Origin of the sequence: Streptococcus sp. DTU_2020_1000888_1_SI_GRL_NUU_041A (assembly GCF_032387735.1) — a bacterium.
Taxonomy (GTDB): Bacteria; Bacillota; Bacilli; order Lactobacillales; family Streptococcaceae; genus Streptococcus; species Streptococcus sanguinis.
Map to the genome: position 1 here is coordinate 1,630,708 of NZ_CP135591.1, position 17,001 is coordinate 1,647,708.

Consider the following 17,001-nt stretch of genomic DNA (forward strand, 5'->3'; position numbering starts at 1 on the left):
CTTTTGAGGATTAGCTACGCTTCACTAACAAGCTTACACACTCGACATGGTGCGTTTGAGGAAACAAATCTACAGGCTGGACTTTCTTCAACTCATATCCTAATTCTTGATAGCGTTTGATATCACGCGCCATGGTGGCGACATTGCAGGAGATATAAGTGATTTTCTTGGGCTCCATGCTGACGCTGGCTTTGATGAAGCTCTCGGTCAGGCCTTTTCGTGGTGGATCGACAAGGATAACATCCGCTTGGATACCCTCTTTAAGCCAGTTTTGGATGGCTTCTTCAGCAGGGGCGCAGACATAGCTGGCGTTGGTAATTCCATTGATTGCCGCATTCTTTCGGCTATTTTCGACAGCTTCAGGAATCACTTCCACACCATAGACTTGCTTGACCTGCTTGGCAACTGATAGACCGATAGTCCCGATACCAGAGTAGGCGTCAAGTACCACATCATCTGCAGTCAGTTCGGAAAAGTCAATGGCTGTCTGATAGAGTTTTTCTGCCATCTCGGTATTGACCTGGTAAAAGGCGGGCGCAGCAATCTGGAAGCTATTTCCCAGCATCTGGTCGGTAATATAGTCTTGACCATAAAGCGTTCGCCAGTCTTTTCCGAAAATCGCATTGCCCGGCTGGTCGTTAATATTCTGCATGATGGACTTGATAGCTGGGAAAGCCTCTGTCAAGCGCTCCATCAACTGCTCTACTCGGAAAATTTTAGGTCGGGTTGTGACCAGAATTACCATAATTTCCCCTGAATAATGCCCACGGCGAACAACTAGATTGCGAATGAGTCCAGTCTTTTCTTGCTCATCGTAAGGCTTGAGGTCAAAACGACGCAACAAATCACGTGTAAAAAGGATAACTTGATCAATAATTGGGTCCTGAATATAGAAATCTTCAATCGGCAGGAGGTCATGGGAATTTTTCCGGAAAAATCCCGTTTCCAGCTGGCCATTGACACGTCGGACAGGCACTTGAGCCTTATTGCGGTAACCCAGCGGCTGCTCCATACCAAGTGTCGGCGGCACCTCTACATCAGACAAACCAGCAATCTTATAGAGACTGTCCTTGACCTGCTTGCGTTTGAAGTCCAGCTGGGCTGAATAGTTCAGATGCCCCAAGTCGGCAATCCCTGTACGCAGATAGGCCATATCAAGATTTTCATTGCGCTGGTCTGAAGTACGGAGAAATTCCTCCACCTTGCCAAAGCCAATTTTTTTGTTGACTTTGAGCACACGCATACGGATGAGCTCACCCGGCAGGGCATTTTCCACAAAGAAAACCAGGCCTTCTGCCTTGGCCACCCCTGCTCCCTCGTGGCTCAAATCCACTATTTCAACTTCAATCATATCATTCTTTTTTAACATATTTTTCTCTTTCTGCTTTATCGCTCTGCTATTTCCCAAAAGAAAAGGCAGGACATCGTCCTACCTTTCATTATATCATATATCTTATCTAAGACCCATTTGCTGCAGTCTTTCTTTATAGGCTTCAAAGTCAATCAAGAGCCCTTGGCCACCGTACATGTCATAGGTATCCACCCAGTCGCCATTTTCCGGAATCGTCAGGCGCTCAACCCCGTTGCGGGAATCTCCAGCCATAGAGAGACCATTGGTCAAAAGGAAGCTGTATGGCACATTGGTCGAAGTCAAGGCAAAGACCTTACCAAGGGCCTCTGATCCAGTAAAGAGCTTGGTCGGATCCTTGACCTGCTGGAAGACAGCTGTCAAGACTTCCTGCTGGCGGCGGGTCCGGCCAAAGTCGCCCTCGTCATCCTTACGGAAGCGAGCGTAGTTGAGCAAGGTTCGACCGTCCATCTGCTGCTGACCAACCTTGATTGTTTGATTGGGTACCACACCGTCTTTCATATTCAGGTCATCTGGCACTTCAACTTCTGTCACTTTCTCCCCATCGATCGTTGAGAACTGGGCATTCATGCTGACGCCATTTGGGAAAAGGGTGTCAATAGCTGTCGCAAAGGTCTGGAAATCCACCAGTGCATAATATTTGATGTCCAAATCGAAATTATCTTTGAGCATCTGGCGGACATAATCTGCACCTCGGTTGTGGTTTTGCTCCCCAATCGTGTAGGCAGAATTGAGCTTTTGGTCATAGTAATCTGCCTGCGACGGATCGGTGTACTCATTGCTGACGCCGTCAATGTGAATGAGGGTATCACGCATAAAGCTGACCAATTTAACCTTGTGGTCCTTATTACCAACATTCAAGAGCATAATAGAGTCGGTCCGCGTCTCAGTCGAGTCGTCACCAACCCGGCCGTCTGTTCCGAGAATGAGGATATTCACTCCGTCCTTAGTATCCTTGCCGTCAAAAAATTCCGTTTCTGCTGGTTTAGAATTGCCAGTGTGAGCTGTCGTCAAGCCTTTGACAAACATAAAAATCATGCCCCCCAAGACCATAAGCAGGAAAATCCCTACCCAAAGCAGAATTCGTTTCAAGCGGATTTTTTTGCGAGGCTTCTTGGGCTTGTCTTGTCCCAGACCAGCTCCTGCCAGAGCTTCCGGCTCCTTCTTTTGCTTTCTGCTGCGAGAAGAACGCTCAGGGTACTTGGGCAAGAGGCCAGAAGAATCCATTTCCACTGGTTCTTGCTCATAGGCGTCACTAACTGTATGCGGCTGCTCTTCATGGCTAGGCACACTGGCTGAACTGCCAATCCCCTTGGACTTCTGACGCAGATAGTCAAATTCTTTCTTTTCTTTATCGTTTAGATAATAATAATTTTTATAGAGATAATCTAAGCGGAGCTGTTCATGATGGCTAAGATTTTCTGGTTTCTTCATCTCTTCTCCAATCTACTGCTACTTGTCCTGAATCAGAAACACACTGTAGCTACCAAAAATTTTATAAGTAATTCCAAGACTTGTCAACTCTTGATAGGCAAAATCCGCCAATTTTTTCTGCTCGTTGTCAATGTCAATAATGAAGAAATACTCTCCCAAAGCCGTTTTTAGAGGCCGGCTCTCAATCTTGGTCAGGTCAATCCCTCGCCAAGCAAAGGTCGACAAAGCCTTATAGAGGGCACCAGGCAGATTGTCCGGCAAGGTCAAAGCCAGTGTCTGCTTGTCTCCTGTCTTAGTCAGTTCAAGCTCAGGTATCTCATGACCTAGAATCCAGAAGCGGGTATAATTTTCTTCCATTTCCTGAATGTCGCTGGCCGCTACTTTGAGCCCGTATTCTGCTGCAGCCGTGCGCGGGGCAATAGCCGCAAAATTCTTTTCAGAATGCTCTGCTACAAAACGAGCTGCATAGGCTGTACTAGCTGTCACCTCAATGGCAGCCTGCGGATAATGCTGACGGATATATTTCTTTCCTTGGGCAATAGCCTGCGGATGAGAAAATATTTTCTCAATTGGCTTTTCTAAATCAGTCACTAAAAGCTGCTGCTTAATGGGCTGAACGATTTCAGCAACAGCCTGAATATCTGACTGATGAAAGAGATAGTCCAGCGTCTCGTGGACACTGCCCTCAATGGAATTTTCCACCGGAACGACCGAGTAATCCACTTCCCTAGCCTCATAAGCCTTCATGACATCGGTGATATTCTGATAGGGCACCAAGTCCTGGCTGGGAAAGGCAGCTTGGGCTACATGGTGAGAAAAGGAGCCTCTGGGACCTAAAAATGCTATTTTCATTGAATTTCCTCAATAATTTCCTGCGGGCTTTTGAGCCTCGTATCGACAATCTGGGTCGCTACTTCCTCATACCAGGCCTGACGCTGCTCAAAAATCTGCTGCAAGTCTGACTTGATCTGGTTTAAGAACAAAGGTCGCTCCTGCTTAGCATCCTGCTGAATTCGCTGATAGAGCGTTTCAAAATCTGCTTTCAGATAGATATTGTCAGCGTTCTGAGCAAGTAATCTGCGGTTTTCCGAGCTGACGACTACACCACCGCCAGTTGAGACGACCAAGTTCGTATCGATCAACTCAGCCAAGAGCTGGGCTTCAGCAGACCGAAAGGCCGCTTCACCTTGCTGATCAAAGTAGTCCTTAATAGACATGCCCAGCCGCTGGCAGAGCAGTTCATCCATATCGACAAAGTCTTGGGCTAAGCCTCTAGCCACTGTGGATTTTCCAGCTCCCATAAAGCCCAGCAATATCTTAGCCATGCATCAAACCCTCCAGGTCTCTGAAGAAGCTTGGATAGCTAGTCTTAATAGCTTCAGATCGTTCAAGTTCCACCTGACCGCTTTGAGCCAACAAAGCAGCAATCGCCGTCATCATCCCGATGCGATGGTCGCCAAAGGTATTGACCTGGGCGCCGTGAAGAGGTGTTTTCCCTTCGATAATCATGCCGTCTTCCGTCGGGGTAATAGCTGCACCCATGCTATTGAGAGCGTCTGCTACTACCTGGATACGGTCAGTTTCCTTAACTTTGAGCTCCTCTGCATCACGAATGACAGTCCGTCCCTGAGCCTGAGTCGCCAGAAGCGCAATAATCGGCAACTCATCAATCAAGCGTGGGATAATCTCACCGCCAATCTCCGTACCCTTAAGCTCAGAAGTCTCAACGGTGATGGTTGCAGACTTGGCTACTGGATCGACATCTGACAGCGTCATCCGTCCTCCCATAGCCTCTATCACTTCTAGAATACCTGTACGAGTTTCATTGATGCCGACATTTTCTAAAATAATCTTAGAGTCCGGCACAATCAATCCAGCTACCAGCCAGAAGGCCGCACTGGAAATGTCACCTGGAACCGTCACTTCCTGAGCAGTGAATTCCTGACCGCCCTGAATGCGAATTTCCTTGCCCTTGACCTCAATTTGCCCGCAAAACTGGGCAATCATATCTTCTGTATGATTACGGGTGATTTCCTTTTCTATAATAATCGACTCTCCCTGAGCCTGCAGGGCAGCAAAAATCAAGGCCGACTTAACCTGAGCAGAAGCCACTGGCAGCTGATAATGAATAGGCTGCAGTTCCCTGCTTCCCTTCATCTTGAGCGGTGGTAAATCACGCTCAGTCCGACCAGCAATCTCGACTCCCATCTGCCGAAGGGGAATGGTCACCCGATCCATAGGCCGCTTGGATAGACTGTCGTCACCAAACATCTCTGCTTCGAAATCCTGGCCAGCCAAAACACCAGAAATCAAACGGATAGACGTTCCAGAATTCCCCATATCCAGCTTATTTTTCGGTGCTTGCAGACCTTTAAATCCTACGCCATGTATCTTGACTAGATTTCCATCGTCCTCAATCTGCACGCCTAAGTCACGAAAAACCTGCATGGTAGACAGCACATCTTCTCCTCGCAGAATGTCACGAACAGTAGTGACCCCCTTGGCCAAACTTCCAAAAATAATGGAACGGTGGCTGATGGATTTATCTCCAGTTACGCGGATACGGCCCTTCAGGCCTCTTACATTGGTTGATAATTTCATAGGTGACCTCGTACTTTCCTTTGTTGCTTCTTATTTTATCATAAAAAGACCAGAAATTCTTAAAATTTCTGGAATCCTAGCTAAAGCTAAAAGAATCCGGGTATTCATCCCAGATTCTTCTTTTTTATTAACTTACTTAAGCAAATCCTGCACCGGATCAAAGATGATACGCTCAATGTCCGCTAGATAGATGGACAGTTGCTGCTGCTTATTGAAGAATTCAGAAAGAACAGCATTGCCCTGAATCTTCTCACCAAAGGAAGTCATCTTGTCCTGCACCTCCTGAGTCGGTACCTGACCAGTCTGAGCCAGCTGTTGCAGTTCTTGCTGGAAAGCCAGATAATCTGTAAAAATAGCCTTCGCTTCGCTATCAGCATCCACTGCTTTCTTGCTTTCTGCGACGGCCTTGTACTCAGGCAACTCACGCAGATTTCTGCTCAGTTCATTGGCTAAATCATAAATATTTGACATAGAGTTCTCCAATCTATATTAGTCTTCGGACACTAGGTAATCCGTATTTTCTCTTACTATTTTAGCAGATTTTTCCAAATCTTGGTGATTTTTAAAGGTGATTTGCAGAATACCGTTGATATCTTCACGGTTTTCCTCGTTGATACGAATATTGACGACTGAAATTCCCCGCAGGAGCTCCAAAATACCCAAAATCGCATCTTCTTCGTCGGGCACCTCAATAAAGAGGTCGTAAAAGCTATCTACACCGGCCCGCTTATGAATTTCCATCTGCTTGCGGCTTTGTCGCCCTCGGTCGAAAAATTCCCAGATAGCTGTCTCGTCCTTAGCCTCAATCACTGCGGCCACCTTGTCTAACTGATCTTTAAAATCTTCCAACCGCTCCAAGATAGCTTCAGGATTAGTCAAGAGAATAGAGGTCCACATACCCGGCTCACTCTCCGCAATCCGCGTCATATCTCGAAAACCACCGGCCGCAAAAGACTGGGTCAGCTCATGCTCCTGGCTATAAGCTGCCGCTTGCTCCATAAGGCTGGAGGCTAGGATATGCGGAAAATGACTGATTTGACTGGTCACTCGGTCGTGCTCGGCTGCGTCCACCTGGATAAAGCGGGCATGAAGACCACTTAGCAAGTCTTTCATTTCCTCAAGCGTACCAGACTTGGTCAGGCTAGAGGGCGTAAAGATATAATAGGCATTTTCAAAGAGAGTGACATGGGCAGCCTTGGCTCCGGTCTTGTGACTTCCGGCCATCGGGTGAGCTCCGACAAAGCGGACGGGCTTATTCTGCAGATACTTTTCTGCAGCTGCCACAATCTCAGCCTTGGTCGATCCAGCATCTGAGATGATAACATTTTCCTTCAGGTCCAGCTCCGCTAGATCCTTGATAAATGCTATGGTCTGCTTGATGGGCACAGCCAGAATAATCACATCAGCCAATGGAGCAAAGGCGGCAAAATCATCCGTTACCCGGTCTACCATTCCTCGCTCCAGGGCAACCTGTCTTGATTCTTCACTTCTGTTATAGCCGAGAATTTCAATCTCAGGATGAGCTCGCCTGATGCCCAGAGCCAAAGAAGCTCCAATCAGTCCCAGACCTGCGATATAGACTGTTTTTCTCTCCATGCCCACTCCTTTCTTCTAAAAGTTCTTGACAAATTCCCGATGGCGGGCTACCGCATCCTTCAGTTCTTCCAGATTGTCCGAAGAGAACTTCTCCAGAACTTCGGTGGCTAAAACTGTTGCCACCACGCTTTCCATGACAACACCCGCCGCTGGCAGAGCTGTAGGATCGCTCCGCTCTACTGTCGCCTTATAAGGCTCGTGGGTCTCGATATCTACGCTCATCAGTGGCTTATAAAGGGTTGGAATGGGCTTCATAACGCCGCGTACAACAATTGGCTGACCATTGGTCATACCGCCCTCAAAGCCGCCTAGATTATTGGTCCTGCGAGTGAAGCCATCTTCCTCAGACCAGAGGATTTCATCCATTACCTGACTGCCCTTGAGACGACCGGCTTCAAAGCCCACGCCAAACTCGACTCCCTTGAAAGCATTGATGGACACGACTCCCTGAGCAATCTTGGCATCCAGCTTCTTGTCCCATTGAACATAGGAGCCCAGACCGACCGGCACACCACCAACGACAGTCTCAATGACACCACCGATGGTATCCCCGTCTTTCTTAATTTGATCAATGTAGGCCTTGATTTCTTCTTCGCGCTCAGGATTGACAATGGAAACCTCTGACTGGGCAGCTCTTTCCTTGATTTCTGCTACAGTTAGATCGGCCGGCACATCAATATCAATGCCGCCAAAGGTTACGATATGGCTGGCTACCTCCACACCGATTTCTTCCAGCAAACGCTTGGCTACTGCTCCGACTGCCACACGCATGGTCGTTTCGCGGGCAGAAGAACGCTCCAGAGAATTTCGCAAATCATCAAAGCGGTATTTCATACCTCCGACTAAGTCCGCATGGCCAGGGCGTGGTTTGGTAATCTTGCGCAGCCCTTTTTTCTTTTCATCCACATCTGCCGCACTCATAATCTCCAGCCACTTCTGGTGATCCAGATTTGTGACATTGAGGGTAATCGGACCGCCCATGGTCAAGCCATGCCGAACCCCAGACGTAATCTCGACTTGATCGCTTTCAATCTTCATGCGGGCACCACGGCCGTACCCACCCTGACGACGCTTGAGCTCAGCATTGATATAGTCAGCGGTCAGAGGAAGACCAGCCGGCACCCCCTCAATAATAGCTGTCAGACGTGGTCCGTGGGATTCTCCTGCTGTTAAGTATCTCATACATTTTCTCCTATTTCTGGGATGGAAAGAACTGGACAATCTGTCTATTTTTATCCAAACTGTCCAATCGTCTTAAACTCCATCTGGCACTCATTTCTTCAGAAATTCTTTCATCTCTTCCAGCGGAATCTGGTGAATACTAGCCGAACCCAACTCAGGCACCAGTACTAGCTTGATAGAGTTGCCTCTAGCCTTCTTATCATGGGTCAGTGCCTGATAGAGAGCATTCTCATTCCATGGCTGGTAATCCACCGGCAAGCCAATCTTCTGACACATGCGGATAATGTCTTCTGTAATCCCAGCTGGCATGAGGCCTTTCTTTTCAGCGACGCGGGAAACCTGTGCCATGCCAATCGCCACAGCTTCACCGTGCATGACTTTTCCGTAGCCTGCTGTCGCTTCAATAGCGTGCCCAATAGTATGGCCGAAATTCAGATAGAGGCGGACGCCATTATCCAGCTCGTCCTCAACCACAATCTTACGCTTGACATCACAGGAATGGTAAATGATGCTCTCTGCATGCTCCAAAATAGACTCTGGACTGCCATCCATTTCTGACAGCTCTTCCCAGAGTTCCTTATCCTCAATCAAGCCGTACTTGACCACCTCGCCCATGCCTTCAATCAGTTCCCGCTGACCCAAAGTATGCAAGACTTCTGGGTCAATCAGAACTCCGTCAGGCTGGGTAAAAGTGCCGACCATATTCTTAGCCCAAGGCGTATTGACACCTGTCTTACCACCGATAGAGGAGTCCACTTGAGCAGTCAGACTAGTCGGAACCTGCACGAAATGCACGCCCCGCATATAGGTCGAAGCAGCAAAGCCTGCCAAATCTCCGACAACTCCGCCACCCAAGGCCACGATACCATCGCTGCGGGTCAAACCAACCTTGACCAAAAACTCATAGACTTTGTTGACCGTCTTTAAGTTCTTGCTGGCCTCACCCTCCAAAAAGTCAAAGACAAAAGTCTCAAAGCCAGCCGCTTCCAAGCTCAGCTTGACCTTTTCCGCATAGAGTCGAGCCACTCGATTGTCCGTGACGATGACTACCTTCTGAGGCTGCCAAAGCTGACGCAGCCAACTTCCAGCCTGAGATAAAGACCCCTTTTCGATGAGAATATCATAGGGATGATGCGGGAGATTCACATTCAGTTTCATAAGCGCCTCCATTCCGAGTCAATCAAAAAAATTATACTTGCTTCCTAGTATATCAAATTACGTCAAATATTTCAGTCGCTACTTACCATTCATTTTTAAAGTTGAAACAAGCCATCTGTAAGTTCCTCCCCAAGTGAAGTCTGTTGTCTTATTCTAATTTGGATTCATCAGAGTTGCCCAAACACTCTACAGTTCAATAGAAGTTCTTTAATGAACGACATTGGTTTTGCTATAATATAAAAAGCATTTTTCTGCTTTAAGAACAAAAGCAATTCCTTAAAAGTTTTCTTTTTATCTTGATGATAGTACAATATCGTCAATTTTAATTTATGTCTATAATAGAAAATGCGTTTTCATTTTGCTAAATGATTTATTTCTGTTTACCCATAGATCTGTGAATTTCTTTATCTGTTAATGCCATTTCCGATAATTTCCTTTCTGAATTCCTAGATTATAAACAATTTCGACTTGAGGACTACCACCCTCCTTTTTATCGACATTTTTCAACTGACCATCTTTTACTAATGCACTTATATTATCATCAATTCCATATCCTTTAGACATTTTTGCATTCTCAGGGATAGTCTTAGCGTCGGATACATCAATATCTCCACCAGCTTTCGAATTCTCTAAAACAATAATCTCTTCATTATCAATCCCGAAATCAAATTCAACACCAAAATGCAAACCATAACTGAGGAAAGATGTTTTTCCTACTTTACGTCCCAAATAGGCCTTATTTCCTTCTTGATCATAAATGACTGGCACAACTTGAATAGATAAGTAATCATTAGGTCCCCCTTCTTCAAAAAAGATAGGAGAAAATTCAATTTTACTAATATCAGTATAGTTTTCCTTAATATAAAGAGCAATTTGTTCTTCAAAAAGAGAGAAAGCGTGCTTAATCAGCTTATTTCTCCTCTCTTCAAATCCAGCATGTTCTACTTGTTTTACAAAAATGAATACTCCTAAAATACTGATAAGCAAAATAATGATAGATATCACCAACTTTTTTCTCAATATCTTGCTCTCCTTTTATTCATTTGCTATACAATTCTTCTAAACACTGCCAAATTTCCTGACTAGGCATGGTCTTACCGGTCCAAAGCTCAAAGGCTTCTGCTCCTTGATAGAGCAGCATACCAAGTCCATTGACCGCTGTGACATTTTGATTTCTGGCCCATTTGAGAAAGGGCGTTTCAAAAGGTTGGTAGATAACATCCGCAACTAAAATCTGGTCAGGTAGTTCAAGCTGTTCAGGTAGGGGCATGCTGATGCCATCCATACCTAGACTAGTCCCATTGACCAGAAGGTCTGATTGATTGATTGTATCCTGCAAACTATCCGCATCTTCCAAGGTTAGTACCTGGATAGAACTCTTGGTTTGGCGACTGATAGCTGCCATCTTTCTGACAGTCTTCTCATAGGAAGACTGTCGAGTGAAAACAAAAATTTCCTCTGCATTGTCCAAAGCTGCTTGGGCAATAATCGCTGTCGCTGCTCCACCTGCCCCCAAAATCGTCATTTTTTTGCCCCGAATAGCAAAAGAAGGCAAGCTCTTAAAAAATCCCTTGCCATCTGTATTATAACCAACTAAAATTCCATTTTTATTCACAACCGTATTGACTGCTCCGATAAGGCGAGCGCTGACATCCAGCTCGTCCAGATAAGGGATCACTTCCTGCTTGTAGGGCATGGAAAGATTGACACCAAACATATCGTATCTGCGGATATTTTCTATACTGGCCTGCAGATCCTTCACTTCTACTTCCCAAGCTAGATAGACACCATTGACACCAGTCTTTTCAAAAGCCATATTGTGAATAAGAGGAGAAATACTGTGCTTAATTGGCTTGGCAACCACAGCAGCCATGCGGGTGTGGCCATTAATTCTCATTCAAAATCTCCTGAATTTTCTTCATATTGCTCAGAGAAATCTGACCGGGTGCTGACGCCATATCCTGACTGGCAAATGACCAGCTGGAACCTGTCAAATCAGCCGCAATGCGAGAAATCTTGCCGACTTTTCCCATGGAAATAGTAACAAAATCCTGCTCAGGGTTTAAAGTCTTAAAACCGCGAGTATAGTTCATCAAGTCCAGCACATCCTGCTCATTGTGAGCCATGACAGAAACCTTGACCACCTTAGGGGTCAGAGAAGTCAGCTCAGACAGGATTTCCATCATATTTTCCGGTGTTTCCTCGAAGTTGTGGTAGCTCAACACCAGATTAGGAAACTCTAGCATTTCTTCAAATTTTCCCTTGTGAGAGAAATATTCAAAGTCGATATAATCCGGCTGGTAAAAACCGGCCACTTCCTTGATAAGAGCTACGTATTCATCATCGGACAGTTCAATTTCTCCGCCTTCCTGACGGGTCCGTAGCGTGAAAATCAACTCACGTCCGGCAAATTTTTCAAAAATAGCTGGCGCAACATTTAAAATGTCATCCTTGGCCAGAAAATCTGCCCGCCATTCAATAATATCCGCTTCTTCGTAGCGTGATACATCAATTTCTTGAGCTTCTTCTAAACTCTTGGGCATTACAGAAACGACTAATTTCATTGGTCCACCTTTATTGTAAATACCTTGAGGTAATTACTGCTCCCGTCTTTTTTATTATAGACAAAGTCTGCTGGCAGGCCATACTCCGCAAGATAGCGGTGCTTTCTGCCGGCAAGACCTTTTTCAATTTCTTGTTTAAACTTACTTTTGGAAAGATTGGCTGCATTGGTGCTTAAAATCATGATTCCCTGAGGATTCAGGATTTCCAAAGCTTGTGCAACCAAACGATGATAATCTTTAGCAACTGAGAATGTTCGCTTCTTATTTCTAGCAAAGCTAGGCGGATCTATCACAATGACATCAAAGCTTAGATCGTGACGCTTAGCGTACTTGAAATAATCAAAGACATCCATCACCTGAAAGCGATGCTGATCCAGTGTCAGACCATTGGCCAGAAAATGAGCTTCTGACAGCTCACGGCTACGCTTGGCCAAATCAACTGATACTGTCTGACTGGCACCGCCCATGGCTGCTGCTACTGAAAAAGCAGCTGTATAGGAAAACATATTGAGTAAACTTTTACCAGCAGCCAGACCATCTACCAGACTAGCACGCACCTCGTGCTGATCCAGAAAGATACCGGTCATGAGACCATCATTCAGAAAAACCTGATAGCGAACACCGTTCTCCAAGACTGTGAAGGTTTCTGGAGCTTCTGCTCCGTAGAGATGAGCGGATTCGTAGTTCAAACCCTTGAAACGAATCTTTTCATAAGCTCCCTGAATCTCTGGGAAAACCTTAGCGAAGGCTGTCAGAATCTGCTCCTTGATAGCAACGACAAAGTCATTGTACCAAGAAAAAAGCGCAAAGTCATTGTAGAAATCCACCGTGAAGCCACCGAAGCCATCCCCCTCTTGATTAAAGAGTCGAAAGGCTGTCGTGTCAGACGAATGAAAATAAGCAGAACGTCTGCTCTTAGCCTGCTCAAAGAGACCTTGAAAAAAATCCGAGTTTAGCTCTACCTTCTTCTGGGAAATCAGCCAGCCAACTCCCTTATTCTGCGGAGAGAGATAGGCTGTGCCTAAGAACTTTCCCTGACGGTTTTGCAGCTCCACGCATTGATTCTGAAGCGAAAGAGCGCCAAAATCCTTTTTATCTAATAAAAGAATGCCCTTTCTCAGTTTTTCTTCTGCCTCTTGACTAACAGTAAGTTTATTCATAAATTATATTATACCAAAGATTGTGAAAATTCTCAAAACATATTTTACATTTGAGTTAATAAAAGATTTCACAAACGAGTGCAAAACGACTATAAACCTCTCCATAGAGGGGATAAGGCTTTTATAGAAATATTACAATTTCGCCGATTTAAAATATCTCAAATGCGGCTCAAATTTTCCTTAACTGGAGAAATTATGTTATACTTAGAGGAGAAAATTTTTAGGAAATAAGACAAGGAAGTAACTTTTTGTGAAAAAAATAACCAAGAATTTACTCAATTTCATGAGTACGAGACTAGGTTTTGTCTTGATTTTACTGGTCCTCTATTGGATAAAAACCATGTGGGCCTATACGATTGATTTTAACCTTGATATTCAAGGTGCTTATCAAGTATTTTTAGCTATTATCAACCCTTTCCCTATCAGCCTTTTGCTGCTAGGACTAGCACTTTATGTAAAACGAACCAAATTATTCTACAGCCTAGCCTTCGGAATCTATCTGCTCCTCTTTGCTTGGCTGGTATCTAACTCCATTTACTACCGCGAGTTCAGTGACTTTGTCACAGTCAATACTATGCTGGCTTCTAGCAGCGTTTCAGCTGGACTTGGGGAAGCAGCACTTGAGCTCTTCCGCCCTTGGGATATTCTTTATCTGATTGATTTCCCAATTTTGGCCTTCTTATTTTTTAAGAAATACATCCGAATGGATGACCGCCCTTTCAATAAACGCGCCAGCTTTGCTGTGACCTCCCTGTCCGCCATGCTTTTCTCAGCCAACCTTTTCTTGGCTGAAATTGACCGGCCTGAGCTCTTGTCACGTGGATTTTCCAACTATTATGTTGTTCGTGCTCTGGGCTTGCCAGCCTTTCTAGGTTACAGTGCCAACCAGACATATACCGCCAATCGTGAGCGCTCCAAAGCTTCTGAAAAAGACTTGGAACCAGTAACAGAATATATCCAATCCCACTATGCGGAACCAAATCCAGAATATTACGGGATTGCCAAAGGCCGCAATGTTATCTATGTCCATCTGGAAAGCTTCCAGCAGTTCCTGATTGACTATAAGCTGCAGGCAGATGGGAAAGAGTACGAGGTGACACCTTTCCTCAATTCCCTCTACCACTCCAACTCGACTTTAGCTTTCTCTAATGTCTTCAACCAGGTCAAGGCTGGTAAGACTTCTGATGCTGAAACCATGATTGAAACTGGTCTCTTCGGTCTCAATCAAGGATCCTTCATGGTCAACTACGGTGGTACCAATACCCAGCAAGCTGCACCTTTTATTCTTTCCAAAAACGGCGGCTACACTTCTGCTGTTTTCCATGGAAATACTGGAAGCTTCTGGAACCGCAATACAGCTTACAAGCAATGGGGTTATAACTATTTCTTCGATGCGTCTTACTTTACCAAGCAGGACGACACCAACTCTTTCCAGTACGGCTTGAACGACAAGATTATGCTGAAAGATTCCATCAAATACCTGGAACACCTGCAGCAGCCTTTCTATGCTAAATATATCACGGTTTCCAATCACTATCCTTACACGACTAGCTTGATTGGTGACGAGATTGGCTTCCCTCTGGCTAAGACCAAGGATGAAACTATCAACGGTTACTTTGCTACTGCTAACTATCTAGATTCTTCTGTCAAAGCCTTGTTTGACTATCTCAAAGAATCCGGCCTCTATGACAACTCTATTATCGTTCTCTACGGAGACCATTTTGGAATTTCCCAAACCCGTAATCCTAACTTGGCCCCTCTTGTAGGAAAGACCTCTGAGACTTGGTCCAACTACGACAATGCCATGATGCAGCGCGTGCCTTACATGGTTGTAGTCCCTGGCATGGACAAAGGAAAGATAATTGATACCTACGCCGGTCAAGTGGATATGCTGCCAACATTGGAGCATTTACTGGGCATTGACTCTAAAAACTACCTTCAGGTCGGCCAAGATATGCTATCAAGTCAGCACCAGCAAATCACAGCTTTCCGCTCCAGCAATAACTTTGTCACTCCAAAATACACTAGCTTCAACGGACGGACCTACTACACCCAGACCGGTGAAGAAATTACCAATCCTGATGAAACCATCAAGAAGGAGCTGGATGAGATTCGTAATGCCGCTAATACTCAGCTTAAGATGAGTGACGCTATTCAAACGGGTGACTTGATTCGCTTCTACAAGGGTAATGACTTGGGCAAGGTCAACCCTAAAGATTACTCTTATCTTAATTCAATGAAAGCCTTGTTGGCTATTGAAAAGGAAAAAGGCGACCAGTCAACCAGTCTTTACTCTAAACGAGGCAATGTCTCCACTGTGGACCTCTTTAATTCGCCAAGCTATCGGGCACTGCATCCAGAGCAGTTCCAAACTAGCAGCAGCGACGAAGACAGCAGTCAAGAAGACTCAAGCTCTTCCAGCTCTAGCTCCACAGCCAATCCATAGATAGCAAGAGCCTTAAGTCCATTGGACTTAAGGCTTTTCAGGCTCTATAATTTCTGTAGTGGGTAACACCACTGTAGGAATGATGGGCTCTCTTTTGTTGTAGAAAAAAAGTCCCATAAGACCTATAATGAAAAGCGACCAAACTATCATTAGAAAGACTCTTATGGAACAGTTCAATTTTATCACAAACTTACTGGGAATGAAAGACCCTAATATCACTATCTTGGATGTTTTAGATGCTGGAACTCATAAAGAAACCATCGCTAAGCTAGATTATCCTGCTCCTAAATGCCCTCACTATCAAGGACAAATGACTAAATATGACTTCCAAAAAAATCAAAGATTCCCTATCTAGAGTGTGCGGGATATAAAACGCTGATTCGCTTAAAGAAACGACGTTTTCGCTGTAAAGTCTGTGGGAAAATGGCGGTCGCAGAGACTTCCTTAGTCAAGAAGAAGCACCAAATCGCAACCATCGTTAAGCAGAAAATCGCTCAAAAACTAATCGAGAAAGTCCCTATGACGGCCATCGCTGAAAGCTTAGATGTCTCTACTTCCACTGTCATTCGTAAATTGAAAGAATTCAAGTTCAAGACTGACCTTAACTGCCTTCCAGAATACATGAGCTGGGATGTGGAAACAGTCAGGGAAGTGACTGTTTCAATCGGCAGATAGAGATGAGCTTCATTGCACAGTATTTCGATTCCAGAAAGATTATAGCTATCTTAAGATGGGCGGACTCAAGCAACGATTCGCAATCACTTCCTGCGCTATTCCAGACAGGTCTGAAATAGCGTGAAAATCATTACAATGGACATGTTTAGCCCCTACTACGATATTGCCAGAAAACTATTTCCAAACGCTAAAATCGTTCTGGATTGTTTTCACATTGTACAACATCTCAGCCGGGCTATGAACCGCCTCCGCATCCAAATCATGAATCAGTTGGATAAAAAATCGCACAAATATAGGGCACTCAAACGCTACTGGAAACTCATTCAACAGGATAGCCGTAAACTAAGCCATAAACGATTTTATCGCCCGACTTTTCGCATGCACTTGACCAATAGAGAGATTCTAGAAAAGCTTCTCTATTGCTCCCAAGAACTCCAAGAACACTATAAACTCTACCAACTCCTGCTTTTTCATTTTCAAGAGAAACAGGCTGGGCATTTCTTTGGACTCATTGAAGATACTATTTCTTGTGTAAATCCTATCTTTCAAACTGTTTTTAAGACCTTTTTGAAAGATAAGGACAAGATCTTGAACGCGCTGGAACTGCCCTACTCAATGCAAAACTAGAAGCTGCTAACAACCTCATCAAGGTCATCAAGCGCAATGCTTTCGGATTTCGGAACTTTGAAAACTTTAAAACTAGAATCCTCATCGCTTTGAACATCAAAAAGGAGAGGACTGATTTAGTCCTCTCCAGATTATAACTTTTCATCAACCCACTACAGTTGACAAAGAGCCCGAAAAAGAGGGATAAGT

The 17,001-nt window shown here is 45.0% G+C and carries 14 protein-coding genes and 1 pseudogene; 2 read left to right on the forward strand and 13 right to left on the reverse strand.

Annotation, left to right across the window (positions count from 1 at the left end; all coding sequences use genetic code 11):
* Nucleotides 1-10: 10 nt before the first annotated feature.
* The 13 genes from rlmD to RSK81_RS08070 all read right to left on the reverse strand — a co-directional run bounded on the left by rlmD (nt 11) and on the right by RSK81_RS08070 (nt 13,064).
* Entirely contained in the window at nt 11-1,369 is a 1,359-nt protein-coding gene (rlmD, locus tag RSK81_RS08010; protein ID WP_315686461.1) for a 23S rRNA (uracil(1939)-C(5))-methyltransferase RlmD, read from the reverse strand.
* Between the two features lie 84 nt (nt 1,370-1,453).
* Nucleotides 1,454-2,803 (reverse strand): LCP family protein, encoded by a 1,350-nt coding sequence (locus RSK81_RS08015; protein ID WP_315686463.1) that lies wholly within the window; start codon nt 2,801-2,803, stop codon nt 1,454-1,456.
* A gap of 18 nt (nt 2,804-2,821) precedes the next feature.
* Entirely contained in the window at nt 2,822-3,655 is an 834-nt protein-coding gene (gene pheA, locus RSK81_RS08020; protein ID WP_268688688.1) for a prephenate dehydratase, read from the reverse strand.
* Nucleotides 3,652-4,128: a shikimate kinase gene (locus RSK81_RS08025; RefSeq protein WP_002900048.1), complete on the reverse strand. Its 477-nt coding sequence runs from the start codon at nt 4,126-4,128 to the stop codon at nt 3,652-3,654. The genes pheA and RSK81_RS08025 overlap by 4 nt, the downstream gene beginning before the upstream one ends.
* Nucleotides 4,121-5,404 (reverse strand): 3-phosphoshikimate 1-carboxyvinyltransferase, encoded by a 1,284-nt coding sequence (gene aroA, locus RSK81_RS08030; RefSeq protein ID WP_315686467.1) that lies wholly within the window; start codon nt 5,402-5,404, stop codon nt 4,121-4,123. Before aroA ends, RSK81_RS08025 begins: the two co-directional genes overlap by 8 nt.
* Before the next feature lie 132 nt (nt 5,405-5,536).
* Complete coding sequence (locus tag RSK81_RS08035) at nt 5,537-5,875, reverse strand: YlbF/YmcA family competence regulator (protein WP_002900045.1); 339 nt, start codon at nt 5,873-5,875, stop codon at nt 5,537-5,539.
* 18 nt (nt 5,876-5,893) lie between these two features.
* Nucleotides 5,894-7,000: a prephenate dehydrogenase gene (locus tag RSK81_RS08040; RefSeq protein WP_002913402.1), complete on the reverse strand. Its 1,107-nt coding sequence runs from the start codon at nt 6,998-7,000 to the stop codon at nt 5,894-5,896.
* Nucleotides 7,001-7,015: 15 nt separating this feature from the next.
* Nucleotides 7,016-8,182, reverse strand: coding sequence for a chorismate synthase (aroC, locus tag RSK81_RS08045; protein ID WP_002900041.1), 1,167 nt, complete (start codon nt 8,180-8,182; stop codon nt 7,016-7,018).
* 90 nt (nt 8,183-8,272) lie between these two features.
* Nucleotides 8,273-9,340 carry a 3-dehydroquinate synthase gene (gene aroB / locus RSK81_RS08050; protein WP_032909563.1) on the reverse strand — a complete coding sequence of 356 codons (1,068 nt, stop codon included), beginning with the start codon at nt 9,338-9,340 and terminating at the stop codon, nt 8,273-8,275.
* 411 nt (nt 9,341-9,751) lie between these two features.
* Nucleotides 9,752-10,360, reverse strand: a complete 609-nt coding sequence (locus tag RSK81_RS08055; protein ID WP_002924213.1) for a hypothetical protein — start codon at nt 10,358-10,360, stop codon at nt 9,752-9,754.
* A 19-nt stretch (nt 10,361-10,379) separates the two neighbouring features.
* On the reverse strand, nt 10,380-11,237 hold the full coding sequence (locus RSK81_RS08060; protein ID WP_315686470.1) for a shikimate dehydrogenase: 858 nt from the start codon (nt 11,235-11,237) through the stop codon (nt 10,380-10,382).
* Complete coding sequence (gene aroD, locus RSK81_RS08065; protein ID WP_002900029.1) at nt 11,227-11,904, reverse strand: type I 3-dehydroquinate dehydratase; 678 nt, start codon at nt 11,902-11,904, stop codon at nt 11,227-11,229. The genes RSK81_RS08060 and aroD overlap by 11 nt, the downstream gene beginning before the upstream one ends.
* Nucleotides 11,901-13,064, reverse strand: coding sequence for a class I SAM-dependent rRNA methyltransferase (locus RSK81_RS08070; protein ID WP_002917019.1), 1,164 nt, complete (start codon nt 13,062-13,064; stop codon nt 11,901-11,903). Before RSK81_RS08070 ends, aroD begins: the two co-directional genes overlap by 4 nt.
* 250 nt (nt 13,065-13,314) lie before the next feature.
* Between RSK81_RS08070 and RSK81_RS08075 the strand changes: the two genes are divergently transcribed.
* Nucleotides 13,315-15,510, forward strand: coding sequence for an LTA synthase family protein (locus RSK81_RS08075; protein ID WP_002909381.1), 2,196 nt, complete (start codon nt 13,315-13,317; stop codon nt 15,508-15,510).
* Between the two features lie 163 nt (nt 15,511-15,673).
* Nucleotides 15,674-16,949 (forward strand): annotated as a pseudogene (locus tag RSK81_RS08080) (ISL3 family transposase).
* Nucleotides 16,950-17,001: the final 52 nt, after the last annotated feature.